Source organism: Paracrocinitomix mangrovi (genome assembly GCF_019740355.2).
GTDB classification, from domain to species: domain Bacteria; phylum Bacteroidota; class Bacteroidia; order Flavobacteriales_D; family Crocinitomicaceae; genus Paracrocinitomix; species Paracrocinitomix mangrovi.
The window spans coordinates 384163-398310 of record NZ_CP091819.1; the positions used below are offsets into that span (position 1 = coordinate 384163).

Genomic DNA, 14148 nt, shown 5'->3' on the forward strand with positions numbered 1-14148 from the left:
AAATTTATAATACTTCTGATGCTTTTTTTTTGTTAAAATCACTGTTCTGGTCTAGTTCATTAATATTAATGCTATCGAAAATACCATTCTGTGCTAATTTTTTAAGCCTTCTATTTACCAACTTAGTTCTAATTGATTCAAGTCTTTTTACATCAACTTCTTCAAAAAGAATTGCATTTGTGAAGGTCAAAATTTGTTCAATTGGTGTAGATGATCTTAACATCCGGTCAAGTGTGGCGAATTGATCATCAGTAATATTCCTATTATAAGGCACCACTAAGCCCTTAAATTCATTCGGTGTTAATTCCAAAACTCCTCCTCCATAATACCTTCCTTCAAGTTCAGCAAGAATGAATGTAAGTGAGTTATAAAAGGAAAAAACGAGATTCTTGATGTCAAATTCTTCTTTCGTAACAATCCGGTAAAAAGAATCTGTAGCAAAAACATTAGCTGTATTCACAAACATCTTTGGAAATCTGTGAGATCTTTTAATAAACAAACCTTCAGCTAACCACACACCTGGAACGTGATACCAGTTGTTTCTTTTTTTCATCTTATACCGAAGATGAAGCTCTAATTCTTCACCCTTTTGAAGATAACTCTGTGCACTCTTTCCAAATTTGTTTTGAGGAACATCTGGAAAATGTATAAAATTCACTTTGACGTTACGAAGCTTCAATAACTCATAGTCTTCTTCACTGAATTCACATATATTAGACACGAAATATCCTTTTGGCAGAATAGGTTTTATTAGACTTTTGGATGATTTTAATTTATTATCATTAAGATCCTTCTCACTTAGAATAAAATAATCGTTGGCAGCTGTTACAATTCCAACCTCTGCATTTTGGCAGAATGACTTCACAGAAGAGTATTGATTCTTCAAATTATCCACAAAGTTCAATTCTTGATCAGTTAGAATATAGTTCGTCCATTTGTCTAATGTTGTCCTGTGAATGTTTGAGTGCTTTTCGGTAAATTTGGGTTCTTTCAAATCTTCTAATGAATCCACCTGATAAAACGAAAATCCGTGTTCATTTGTGTCGATAACTCCCTTAACACCAATGAGAGCAATAACATCTTGTTGAATTCCTTCAAAAATTAGTTCATTGAATGCAAAAACTTCAACACGGTCAAATTCATCCGCAATCAATGCTCGTAGTTCTTGCGCGTACTTAACTTGTAAAATTTCTGCGGGAATAACCAAACAGAGAATGCCATCATCCGTCAAACTCATTATGTTGGCCTCAATGAATGCCGGCCATATATTCTTGATCTTGGCATTAGATGTGACAATTGAATTATATTCTTTCATCATTTGATGAACCTCTTCGCACCGATCGATTTGTTTTTCTTGTAAATGACTTTTCTTGATATATGGAGGGTTTCCGATAATCAAAGAATATTTCGCCTGCCCATTGATAAAGCGCTCCAAGTAATCTTGGGTAACCGAATTATACTTTACTCCAGAAGGGATTAGTTTATTGGCTTTTTCGAGTTCAGATTTATTAATGTCAATTAACTCAATGTCAATATCAGCATTGAGGTGAATGGCGTTTTTTGCAAATAATGAAGCAATAAATTGACCATCACCACAACTAGGTTCGAGTATAGAAATAGCATTCTTGTTCACATATTTTCTGAAAATATGAGAGACCAGGAAATCCGATAGAATTTCCGGAGTATAATATGAACCAGTTGACTTATTTGGGGACATTGAATAGCTTATTTAAGTATACTTCTTCCAATTCATACAATGCTAGTTGACCAGCTATCACTATTGGATTATTTGGAAACTTATTTTTTAACACCTTTCCTTCCTCAATCGCATTACGCAGTTTTTCTAAAAACCAAAGAATTGCATGCTGAGTATTATATAATCCAAGTTCGTTATACATCCATTTTCCTAAATCAGACTCCCAATCTATTTCACCATTATCATATCTGCAGAAATGAGTAGAATATAATGGGTCTATGGGATCAACAAAACCTGTATTACCAACAAGAAGAATATTTTCATTATTCGATGGCCATTTGCCACTCTTGGTTCTATTGCATGATTTACAGGAGTATACAAGATTTACGTAGTCATTGTGGGCTATTTGGATTAATACTCTTCTAGGTCTATAATGATCTACCTCAAAGTCATTATTGCGCCTCAGATCAAATGAATCACAATAACCGCAGCGATAATTAAAGTCTACACGAAGTTCAGGTAAGTAATCTGAGTGTTTAGCTTTCGCTGTCTGAGGAGTTCTTATAGGTGTATTATTTCTAAAAGAAATTTTATTTAACATTGCGCATTTCTTTTAATATTTCGTCAACTTTTTTATTTGATTCTTGCACGTCTTTGAAGTAATCTTGCTCTGTTAAAATTTCAGGAAACTCAATGCGTCTTGTATCAATTTTCATCAAATAATTTTTGGCTTTAAAAAGCTCATTTTCCTCATCAATGGTAAGCTTCTCATTTCTTCTTTTTTCCGTAAGCGTTTTTAAAGCCTGTTTAGCCACATCAATGTCCTTCTGGTAGTTGTTGATTAGAGTTTTAATTTTTGTTCGGAAATCTTCACTGCGTTTTTCATCTTGCTTTATGGACTTGTCATTTATAAAATAAATGATTTCATTTTCGACTTCTGGAATGACCTTATCCTCCTTCGCGGTGTAAATTATTTTTGGAAAATATGGGCGAATTTTATGGAATTCTTCGATTAGATGACTTCCTTCAAAAGGAACGCCAGTCTCTGAAAGATGATAGTCCGCCACAAGACATTCAATATCAGACTGAAGAATCTCTTCCATTAATTTCCCAATCTCGGTGGTTGCGTCAACATTAAAAATTACGACTTCTATCGAGTCTTCATCATCATCCATTAAGTTGATAAAGTCAAGGCGTTCACCTTCCTGTTCATCTATATACCCTATTTTATAATTAGCCATCTGTTTTTCTTTTATTAAAGGTTAGAACTACACCAAATCCTTGATTTGGAAGATTGATTGCCACATCTCCGTTATAGTCTTCAACGACATTTTTTACGACATACATTCCTAGACCAGTGCCTATAACATTTCCTCTTTTGTCACGCTTTGTTGTTACAAATGGTTCAAAGATTTCGTCTGGATCAACAAAGACTTCTGAAAGGCCGATGCCATTATCTGAATAAAATATTTCGACTGAAGAGGCAGAACTGGACCAGGTAATTTCAATTTTACGCTGGTATTTTTCTCTTCTTAACTTAAATGCTTCCAGGGAATTGGTAAGTAGGTTGTTGAATATGGAATCCATATCAATTTCAAATGCTCGAATTGTATTCCCCTTACTGCTATTACCTGACAGAACTAGTTCAACATTTCGTTCTTGAAGGACGAACTTCCAATTCTTTTTAAACTGTTCAAAGTATTTACCAAAATTTAAGTTTTTTCTTTTGCGTTTGTCAGTTTTTATTGAGCTTAAAGAATAATCAATCCAGCCCTTTAGTTTTTCATGGTCGACTTTAATGTGACTGATTAATTTAAAAGGGTTTTTGTTATCTGGCAGCTGAGCGACCTTTTCTTTAGGGATAATTGTCTTCAGGTGTTTTTCAAGATAGCGTAAACGAGGTTCCAAATTGTTGCTTATAGATTTGAGTTCGTGATCGAATGAAGCAACAATAAGCCCTAAACTAGCCAATGATCGCATTAATCGCAATTCTACATCTTTCTCACTCTCTTCTTTTTCCTCAGAATTTTCTTTTTCTTCAGATTGCTCGGTGAGTTTTTTTTCAATTATATCTGCTGTGTCTTGAAGAGAATTTTCGGAATCTACATTTGATTTCGGATTTTTATTGTCCGTGTTCCTTTCTTTTTCTGCAATAATCTCCTGAGCCAACTCCTCTGCCTGTTTTCGAAGTTCCTCTTTTTTCCTTTTTTCAGTTTCTTTTTTTCTTTTCAAATAAAAAGGATGTAATATCCGGCTTCTGTCATATTCAAACTCACTGATTATACCAACAACAATCTTTTTAAATGTTTCGAATGCAGTATTTTCAATTAAAGAGCTTCTATCAGATTTATCTCTTAGTTCCGGATTTGAAATTCTAGAAATGTCTATGACCCCAGCAATTTGCTTAGCTCTGACACGCCAATCACCAATTCGTTGACCTGCACTGGCAGGACTTGATGCTTGTCGTTTACCTAGATCCAACCAATCATCACCAGGCTCACCATATGGACGGACTCTAAAGTAATCACGGTATATTTTGATACCACCAAACTTGTCGAAGGATTTAGTAATCGTTGGGTAATCATTATCTAAATATGGGTAGGATTTGAAATCATCTGCACTAGGTTTACCAATTTTTGTGAAGTAAAAATTGAAGTCAAAATCACCTACAGACTTTAACAATTTTTCACTGTCTTCTTTACGCCATTTAAGAACCTTGGTAATATCTTTTGTGATCTTAAATTGCTCTTTTTTCAACGAGGCTAAATTGTATGGATCTGGAGAATCTATTAATTTAAAAACATCCGAAAACTCTTTTTCTAATCTCTCAACATCTAGTTCATTTCTATGGATGACTAGTTCAATCTTTAATTCATCCGCTATGTATTTAGCTTCAACTTTGTACTCGAAATTATTGAAGTAGTGTCCACTGACTTCCCCAAAATCTTGTGGATTTTGAAGTAAAAATTGAAAAATATTAAAAACACCAAGTTCTTTGGGGGGAATTAAGGCTTCAAGGCTCTTAAAAAGCTTTTGCAAACTAGTAATATCCCATTCATCACGTAGATTAGATATCTTGATAATAGTACCTTTACTAAAATCGTAATCAGGATTTTTAACTACATCCGCGATTTCATCTATATCAGGAAATGTATTAAGTATCTCCTTCTCGAAATCCAAGTGAGGTATCTCATCAAGGTCTGCATTAATGTCCGTTAAGGTCTTATCTTGCTCTTCAAACTGCAGCCAATTCATTGACCAGTCATATCCTGTTTTGTGTTCTTTTGGGAGTGTCTTTAAATTCGATATTTCACCAAGCCGATCTAATGCAAATCTACCAAGGCCTTTAGCACCTGTTTTTATTCTTCCATCATTACTACGAAAATCTACTAGTTTGTTGTCAGTACCAATTTTCATCCATTTTTGAAGGATTGTTGTATCTGTCATTCCTTCACCATTGTCAATAATATAAAGGGAATTCTTTTTACTAAAAAAAGAAGAAAGTTCTTCTGCTAATGGTTTCTTTAATTTATTTAAGACGTAGATATCTTCTTGGGCGGTGTAGGATTTCTCTAAAATACTATTCTCTGAAAGTAGCTTTTCATATGACTCAGAATCCAACTCGTTTGGAATCCCCTCGTAAATAACATCAAAGATGACTAATGCTACTGTTGCATCTGCATCATAACAATTCTTCACCAATTCAATAATGGCACCTTCGACATTGGAGAAGTTTTCTTGACCAATAAGCCTGGCTGTTCTTGCGGAAACTGTAAACGGAATCTTAGCCATATTCTACTTGCGTATTAGTTTTTCTTTCTTACAAACTTCATTCTGGACTTCACCAGGTTCAATGTCTATTGCAAGGGCAATCAGGTAAAGCTCTTTCGCCTGAAGTTTTGTCGAAGGGTTCAGAGCCAATTCACCAAGACGTGATAGACTAATCCCTGTACTGCGTGAAACTTCTGCTTTGTTAATTGATTTCCTTGCTAAAAATTCACCTAGTTCTGTCATTTCAGTAATTTGAATTACCATATTTACAAATATATCTATTCAGGAGCATTATTTAGATTTTCTGGATATGTCTTCTAAGTTACACAATTTTGTCTTGAATCATTCAGTAGACAAGCCATCTCATACTATTCATACAATCAGCACAAATCATTTTGGTTTTATCATTTGGATGGTTATAACTCGGATAAACTGCCTCAATTTCTTTCCAACAGATAACGCAAGAATGATTAGTTAAAAAATCACGATTGAGCCAATATCGCCATTCATTTTCTGTGTCTTGAACCATTTTTTGTATTGCAGTCAAAACCTGCTTTGGGTAAAAACCCCTTTTTAGGTTACTTTAACTTCCCTTTAAATGAGTCAACTACTTTAATCCCGCCGTCACTCCGTGTTTCCTCTATCAAAATAGTTTTACATTTACTTGGATAAACGACCTCGAATTCGTTCGTTTATTGATATTTCAAAAACCGGAAACTCATTAATTATGTAATTGAAGATTTTACTTTCATATTTTTCCCAGTTTTTCATCAATAAGAATAAGCATAATGCAGATAATTGCCTTAAATTTTTTGTTTGAGACGTTCAAGGTTAATTATAATTTAATAAATAATTTCATATTGCTTATATTCTTTAAACTAATGTACTAATTTCGACCCCTAGGCTCATAAACAACTCTTTCCGCAACTGTTTTTGGTTCTGTTCCTTTTAGAGTAACTTCATATTCTTCGATAGACTGCCTTGACACCAACTCTGTGATTGGAATTGGCTTTCTAAAAAAATCCCCGAAATTCCTTTCAAATGAATCAATAGAATCGTAGTAAGGTTTTGATTCTATTTGGGGGTTTTTACCTCGTTCGATCTTAACATTTGTCAGTTCACCAGATTTGAAATAAGAAAGAAATAAGTAAAAATCAGTAATTGGCACATCTTCTATAACCCTGCCTGTAAAATGAGGGAAATTTAATATGATAATTTGTTCGATTTCTCTTTTGTTGCACGGTCCAAGTTCATTTTCGAATTTGTCCCAATGATTCCTAATAAAGTTTGCTTTTCTTTTAACCTGGTCTTTAGCTTTCTTGATAATTTGAAACGAATTATAAAAATCATTGCTTTCCAAAGGATAAGTTGTACATTTCACTTCTCCAATTATTATTTTATTTTCCGTTTTAATAACAATATCAATTTCTTCATTTTGTCGTTTACCATTATTGTCTATAAAGGAAAATTCTGATCTTGAAATCAATGAAAATTGAGCATAATCATTCATTTTTTCATTGTTCAAAAAACTTTTAATATATTCCTCAAACTTGTGACCTCTTTCAGACAAATCGCAGTTACCAGCATTTAACCAGCGATCTATTAAGAAGAGCATATTAGCTCGTTTAATGGTTGATTGAGCGAAGAAATAGTTATTTTCAAATTCATAGATTGGGAATTGATATAAATTGTGTTTATCAGTTTTTTGCGTCAAAAGATGTAGAAATTGATTGATTTGTGATTCTGTGTATTTTGTAGTTTTCTTGAAATAAATAAATAAATCCGTTTTCTTAATCATTGGGTTGAACTGTTTAAATTTTTCTAAATCTTGCACGCCTGTGTCTTCATATTCAGGGATTGGCATTAATTCAACCAAATCGTGAAGGATTGAGAATAAATTCACTAGGTCTAAAAGAGTTAAGTTGCATAGAGAAATGATTTCTTTTGACCTGTAGAAAGGATAATAAGTCAGTAAAGGTGCAACAAAGCCTAAAAATGAATCAGATGGTTTATTAGTTTTGGAGCCATATTTTATTGTTAGTCTATTATTTGTAATATCAACTGAAGCAATTTTTTGAAATTTTCTTGTTTGATGATATAATTTAAAAATGTCTTTATACTTTGGGGATTTATTAACAAGCTCAAAAAAAGTTGATCCTATATTCCTTGAAAGACGAGTTAATGCTGCATTATCTAGCATTAGATGCACATGATTTGATTTCAAGTATATTATAGAATCTTTGTCTTGGATGCTATAATTTCGCCAAATGATTTTGTCATAAGCTTGTTTAATTACATTGAATGAAGAACCTATAATACTTAGGTTTTTTAGAACTTCTACTTGAAGTAATTCATTGTCAATTTCCTGAGGATTTTTGAATTTGACATAATTAAGATAATTAAGGTTTAAGTTTGCAGTATCAATTGCAGCATCAATTAGTCCCCAAGCTGGTTCCTTTCTGTTTTGGAATTCAGGTTTACTCAAATAGGTGTTTGAAAGAGAATCTATATCAAGTGAACCATTTGATTTGTATTCTTTTTTAGTGTCCACCGAAACTAAAAGTTCGGTTCTATTCAAATCAGCAATTAATAGGTTAATAAATAGTTCTTTTTCAAGTTTGGATTTAGTAATAATCTTATTTAGACCCATGCAAATCTCTTGAAAGTATCGATTAAAATAATTTGAGTATTTTAAAATTGAATGAGCGGTTTCATCCATTTCAAATGAGTCCAACTCAGATGCATGCTTTTTTATCGCTTCCTCTAAATTATATTTTAGGGAAAATGGATAAAAACCTTCTTCCCAAAGCATTATATCAATTACCTTTTTTGTCATACATTATTTTGAATTAAATAAATTCAAATGGAAAATACATAGAAGTATGGCAATACACAATTTTCTATGTGAATTAAGGAAGGATCAGAATTGGTTTCAGCTGAATCACCTCAATTATCATTTGATTTAATTCAGTTTTATAGATATACTAATCAAAATTCCTCTGAGAAGGCAAGGATAGCCATGAGCAGACAAAAGAGCGAATACCCTGACACCATTTAATGCCATCAAAATTAGCATTGTTACCATTTCGTTTCTGATCCAATCTAAATCCTTGAATAGAAGAGGAGTACCATTCCTGAAATTACTTTCTTTTGAATAATCTTGAATTCAGTATTTATACCGTTGTTTATTAGACAGTTGAATTTTATATTGTTCAAAAAAATATTGAAATGAGAAAAAGATCAAACTCAAATGGATTATCAATTCATGCTATTTCTGGCACCCATGTTGTTTTATTGGCATTTGACACAACGCCCAAAGCAAAAAATAATCTTCTAGGTTTTGCAATTCACAGAACTGATCATACTGAAAAGGAACAATATTGGTTGAATGGTTTTAAGACTTTCAAAGAAATAGATGATAATAAGATTCCTGGAAGTTTGCATTCTACCTTATTTCATCCTATCCAATCCTACCTATGGGGGGATTATACAGCAAAACCAGATCATAAGTATACGTTTTTAATTCGTCCGGTATACGGATCTCCAAAGAATCTTGATTACGGTGATGATGTTGTTATTACAATAAGTACAGAGAGTGAAGATGATGGAGAACACGCAGTTTTCTTTAATAGAGGTGCAATAGCCAGTCAGTATTTTGCAAAGAAATTTAACAATGAAGCACCTGATGCTGATAATCCAACAGATCCAAGGACTGTATGGCTTTCCAGAGGCTTGTTAGAGGCAGCATTAAAATTCATTCGTCAAGCAAAGAATGGAGATTATGCTCTTAAGGTTGCTGCATATGAACTCAATTATATTCCAATTTTAAATGAATTTAAAGCTGCAGCACAAAGAGGTGTTGATGTTCAAATTGTTTATGAAGCAGGTAAGGTTAAAAAGAATGGAGTATGGGTTGAAACCTCTACAACCGTTGAAAATAAAAAAAGCATTAAAAAAGCAGGGATTCAAAATCTAACTCATAAACGAACCAAAAGACCTGCAATTCCTCATAATAAATTTATCATCCTTGAAAAGAAAGGAAAACCGATAGAAGTTTGGAGTGGTTCCACTAATTTCACCAGATCTGGTTTTCTAGGTCAAACAAATGTTGGGCATATTGTGAGAAATTCAAAAATGGCTGAAAAGTTTGAAGAATATTGGCAACAATTAAGAAAAGATCTACCGGCAGATGAACTAAAATTATGGAATGAACAACATACTCCAACACCTAAGGTTGAGATTGCTCAAAAAGACACTACTCTTTATTTCAGCCCAAGAAAAAGGTCAAAAATGCTTGGGTGGTATGGAGATCAAATTAGAAAGGCAAATCAAACATTAATGTTTACTGCTGCATTTGGTGTTAATAAAGATTTAGCACCTGCAATTGCAGAAGATGAAGATTTCCTACGATTTCTATTAATTGAGAAAAAACTTTCTGATTCAGTTAGACCAATTATTGAGGCTGAGAAAGAAATTGTAATATCTAGAGGCCAAACACTAGGCTCATCTGCCATTAGATATAAGACTCCAGGCTGGAAATTGGATCAATGGTTTATGAAAGAAGAACATTATAGAAAAAAAGGTCATGTTTTTTACGTTCATACAAAAATTTTAATGCTTGATCTTCTAACAAATGACCCTAAAGTTTTTTCTGGTTCGGCGAATTTTTCATATAATTCATTAATGAGTAATGATGAAAACATGCTCCTCATTAGAGGAAATAAAAGAGTGGCTGATATTTACTTAACGGAGTTCATGAGATTATTTAATCACTTTTACTTTAGATCTATTGTTAATAAATTAGCAAGTAATGGACAATTAAATTCAGAGAGAAGTGCTTACCTCCATTCAGATGATTCGTGGACAGATAAATACTTTAAACAAGGTTCTTATTTGTCTTTGAGAAGAGAGCTTTTTAATTAATTTTAAGGGTAAATGGCGCATTCCTCAAATTCATTTAAATCTGAATTGAATTAAAAGTAACCCCCAAAAAAAAAGGTATTTATACTTGTTGATAGAAGCGTATAAATACGTGTTTTTTAGAGCGGTATAGTTGATCAACGAAAAATTTCGTTTCTTGATATCAACCAAAAAATTAAACCCACTATGAAACGTTCAATTTTTCTATTATTCTTTATTGTTTGTCTCACATTTTCGCATTCCTTTTTGTTTGGACAAAAGACTTATCATAATCTTGAATGGGTGTCAAATTCACCAGTAACAGGTGATAGCATTTTCAAGACTGCTAGTATCGAATACGGTGGAAAGTTATATGTAACTGGAAACACTTTGAACACAAATGGTGACGCAGATATTGTTACTGTCAAATTTAATTCAAACGGTGACACTGTATGGACTTCAACATATTCAGGTAATGCGGGAGAAGATGATTACGGAATAGACATTGCTGTGCTTTCTAATGGGGATGTTATTACCCTTGGGGCATCAAAAGACAGTTTAGAAGATTATAACTATGTTTTGATTAGATATGCTAATTCAAATGGAGATGAAGAGTGGAGTTATGAGTGGAATGGTCAAGGAGAAGGAGTGGATATTCCTTATGATTTGGTAATTGATCCTTACGACAAAATCTATGCCGTTGGAGGTTCCGAGGCGAGTAATGGTTTGTCAGATTACGGGGTAATAAAATTGAGTTCTAGCGGCTCATTTTCTTGGGAAAGCTATTATGATTATAATGATTTACATGATGCTGCTGCAACTGCAGCAATAGATAAAACAAAAACTTATTTGGTAGTTACAGGTGGATCAGCTGCAAATGTTGGTGACTATGATATAGCTACTGCTAAAATTAAATTAGTTGATGGTAGCTATAGTTCTCCATCAAGAACTTCTCAAAGCAATACAACTCTAGCAGAAGTTTTTGGAATGACAAATGACACAATGAATAATTTTTATATCACCGGATATGCAGTGGTATCCGGCGAACAAAATATTCAAACGATTAAACTTGACTCAAACCTTACTGTTGACTGGGTTGTTAATTATAATGGAGGTCTAAATGATGTCGGACGTGATATTGCTGTGGATAATTCAGGTAATGTATATGTAACGGGATACACTCAGTTAACAAATGGATCAAATAATAATATTACCATCAAATATGATAGTCAAGGAAATCTACAGTGGAAAAGAGAATTTGGAAATATTGTTGATCCAGAAGATGTTAGAGGAGAGAAAATTGAGATTGATGCTAACAATAATATCTATGTTGTTGGGAATACAGAAGAAAATAATACTGTTAAAATTGATCTTTTAAGATACACACCAACTGGCCAACTTAAAATGTATAGAAGAATTGAGAGCGACACCATAAATTATCGTGCACACAATATGGCAGTAGCAGGTGAGAATATTTATGTAAGTGGATTATCGCATTCAACACCAACTGAAACTTTTACGGTTGCAAAGTTTTCTGTATTTGATAAAAATCAGCCAATTCATTATTGCAGTGGTGAGCCATGTGCTGTTGATGACGAAGCATTAGTTAGATTCAGACCTCAAGATTTGATTCTTTCTAAAGTAGACGATAAAGATAAAAGTTGGGGTTATGTAAAGGATTTCGTTAACTCAACTGCAATTACTTATATAAGCGGAAAAGTAGGGTTTGACATAGGAGACCAAAGATGCTACAAAATGTTTCCAAAAAGTGTAAGTACGGATACAATTGCATACAGTAGATCAGGTAATATTGTAGATCTACCTCCTTTTTATGCTTCTTTTGGTGTAATCTTGCCGTCAGGCTCAAATGATACAACTGTTATAACAAAATTGAATCAATGTGTTCCTCATATACTTGTTGCACAACGTAATGGTTTTGCTAAGTTAGGTGTGTATTCTAATGACCCTTATTATACTGATAGTTCAAGTGCTGGATTATACCCAACCTCATCCTATCCAAATGCAAATATCAATGTAGAGGGTGCTTGGGACTATGAAGATGGTGATAGTTCCATAATTGTAGGGGTCTATGATTCTGGAATAAACTACGCTCATAATGACATGAGCTTAGGTTCATGGAGTACCTCATCTGTAAAAGATGGTTATGACTACTATAATAACGTACCAATAAATTCTACGGCAGACCCAGACAACGTTGGGCATGGTTCGGCAGTTGCAGGAATAATCGGAGCAAGGAGAAATAATAGTTTTGGTATAGCTGGAATTGCAGGAGGCGATAATAACGAAAGAGGTGTTACTATACACGATATGAAGATGTTTGAAATGGATTTACCGGGTATTCCTCCTTATTGTTACATCAATAGTGTAGCTTTAGGGGATATTCCGGATATAATTAAAGACGGTTCTCAGGGACTAGTTATGCCACAGCAAGATATTATGAATCATAGTTGGCGAACTACATCAGCTCCTGATTTCTTTATGAGAGAGGCATTTAGAACCGCTTATTCACTTGAAATTGTTTCAGTGGTTATGAGTGGAAATGATCACGCATGGGGTGTTGGTCTTTGTGACAATTTTAGTTATCCAGCAACATATGCAGATCGGTTTATTATGAAAGTTGGAGCAAATGATACAACAGGAGGTAGAGCAGAATTTTCTGATTGTGGTCATAATCTTGATTTTATTGCACCAGGAGTGAATGACTTATATATTGGTATGGGACATGAAGGAAGCAATTTCTCTGATACAGCTAAATGGATAGCTGTGGATACTTGTACTAGCGAACTAAATGGTACTTCATTTGCTGCTCCACATGCAGTAGGATTAGTTGCTTTGATGTTAAGTTATTACGAAAATTTTATAAATATCCCTAGTAACAACCTTGAAACTTTAACACCAGAAGATTGCGAAGAATTAATGCAAAGAAATACATTTGATGTTGATACAGCCGGTTATGATGATGAAACTGGTTATGGACGTATAAATGCTGGTCAGGTTATGGATAGTTTACAGTTCCCAATGTTTCGAATTGATCATGTGGTACAAAGTATATCAACTAGTGGTGCTACTTTAGTAGGGTCTGCTGAAAATTTTTGTCTAGAAGAATCGACGTACGGATTAACAGTTGGAAATCAAAAAGCGAATAGATTTGAAGTTACGGCTAATTTTGCACATTCACTTCAACCTGGGTATAGTTTGATTACAGGCTGGCCACTAGGGTCAAAGTCCAATATTTATGGTATAAATTCTTCAACGGATACCAGCAGCTGTCCAATTACACTTTTCACCTGTCAGGAATGTAATTATATGCCAGATGCTCCTAATCCGCAAATGCATATGACTAGCCTCACCTCAACTGGAGTTACTATGACTGGTTATATTTATGAATTGTTGGATTCACTTAATAATCCGGTAGGATGGTTACCTTTTGATACAACATATTTTGCCAAATTTGCTTATTCACTTTATTCATATAACAGTGGAGTAGGTATTGAAGAAGAATCAGAAATAGGGTTCAAAATATATCCCAACCCCACTAATAGCACTGTGACAGTAGCATTGGATAATAGTATATCAGAAGATGGTACTATAACTCTTTATGATCATCTTGGTAAAATGATCAAACAGTTTAAAGTAGGTAGTCTAATGAAAAATGAAACCATTTCCTTTGATGTGAGTCATTTGGCTCAAGGCATTTATTTTGTTACATTACGTACGGATGGAAACCAACTCTCCCGTAAATTAATTGTATCTCAATAGAG

General features: G+C 33.6%; 8 protein-coding genes. 2 read left to right on the plus strand and 6 right to left on the minus strand.

All coding sequences use genetic code 11. The features are described 5' to 3' along the window. Positions 1–4 precede the first annotated feature (4 nt). From K6119_RS01725 to K6119_RS01750, 6 genes are all read right to left on the minus strand, one after another. The gene (locus K6119_RS01725; RefSeq protein WP_221834190.1) at positions 5–1717 is read right to left on the minus strand and encodes an Eco57I restriction-modification methylase domain-containing protein; all 1713 of its coding nucleotides are present in this window, start codon (positions 1715–1717) and stop codon (positions 5–7) included. Next, entirely contained in the window at positions 1704–2297 is a 594-nt protein-coding gene (locus K6119_RS01730) for an HNH endonuclease (protein ID WP_221834188.1), read from the minus strand. The genes K6119_RS01725 and K6119_RS01730 overlap by 14 nt, the downstream gene beginning before the upstream one ends. Then, entirely contained in the window at positions 2287–2937 is a 651-nt protein-coding gene (locus K6119_RS01735) for a hypothetical protein (protein ID WP_221834186.1), read from the minus strand. The genes K6119_RS01730 and K6119_RS01735 overlap by 11 nt, the downstream gene beginning before the upstream one ends. Further along, positions 2930–5488 carry an ATP-binding protein gene (locus tag K6119_RS01740; RefSeq protein ID WP_221834185.1) on the minus strand — a complete coding sequence of 853 codons (2559 nt, stop codon included), beginning with the start codon at positions 5486–5488 and terminating at the stop codon, positions 2930–2932. The genes K6119_RS01735 and K6119_RS01740 overlap by 8 nt, the downstream gene beginning before the upstream one ends. A 3-nt stretch (positions 5489–5491) precedes the next feature. Continuing rightward, entirely contained in the window at positions 5492–5710 is a 219-nt protein-coding gene (locus tag K6119_RS01745; RefSeq protein ID WP_221834181.1) for a helix-turn-helix domain-containing protein, read from the minus strand. Between the two features lie 643 nt (positions 5711–6353). Beyond that, the gene (locus K6119_RS01750) at positions 6354–8303 is read right to left on the minus strand and encodes a hypothetical protein (protein ID WP_221834179.1); all 1950 of its coding nucleotides are present in this window, start codon (positions 8301–8303) and stop codon (positions 6354–6356) included. A gap of 392 nt (positions 8304–8695) precedes the next feature. Here K6119_RS01750 and K6119_RS01755 point away from each other — a divergent pair, with 392 nt between their 5' ends. Then, positions 8696–10390: a phospholipase D-like domain-containing protein gene (locus K6119_RS01755; RefSeq protein ID WP_221834178.1), complete on the plus strand. Its 1695-nt coding sequence runs from the start codon at positions 8696–8698 to the stop codon at positions 10388–10390. Positions 10391–10573: 183 nt separating this feature from the next. Further along, on the plus strand, positions 10574–14146 hold the full coding sequence (locus K6119_RS01760) for a S8/S53 family peptidase (protein WP_221834176.1): 3573 nt from the start codon (positions 10574–10576) through the stop codon (positions 14144–14146). Positions 14147–14148 lie beyond the last annotated feature (2 nt).

Excerpts from the sequence above, each read along its gene's own strand:
- K6119_RS01750 (WP_221834179.1), bottom strand. The coding sequence starts at position 8,303 with ATGACAAAAAAGGTAATTGATATAATGCTTTGGGAAGAAGGTTTTTAT.
- K6119_RS01740 (WP_221834185.1), bottom strand. The coding sequence starts at position 5,488 with ATGGCTAAGATTCCGTTTACAGTTTCCGCAAGAACAGCCAGGCTTATT.
- K6119_RS01755 (WP_221834178.1), top strand. The coding sequence starts at position 8,696 with ATGAGAAAAAGATCAAACTCAAATGGATTATCAATTCATGCTATTTCT.
- K6119_RS01735 (WP_221834186.1), bottom strand. The coding sequence starts at position 2,937 with ATGGCTAATTATAAAATAGGGTATATAGATGAACAGGAAGGTGAACGC.
- K6119_RS01725 (WP_221834190.1), bottom strand. The coding sequence starts at position 1,717 with ATGTCCCCAAATAAGTCAACTGGTTCATATTATACTCCGGAAATTCTA.
- K6119_RS01745 (WP_221834181.1), bottom strand. The coding sequence starts at position 5,710 with ATGACAGAACTAGGTGAATTTTTAGCAAGGAAATCAATTAACAAAGCA.
- K6119_RS01730 (WP_221834188.1), bottom strand. The coding sequence starts at position 2,297 with ATGTTAAATAAAATTTCTTTTAGAAATAATACACCTATAAGAACTCCT.
- K6119_RS01760 (WP_221834176.1), top strand. The coding sequence starts at position 10,574 with ATGAAACGTTCAATTTTTCTATTATTCTTTATTGTTTGTCTCACATTT.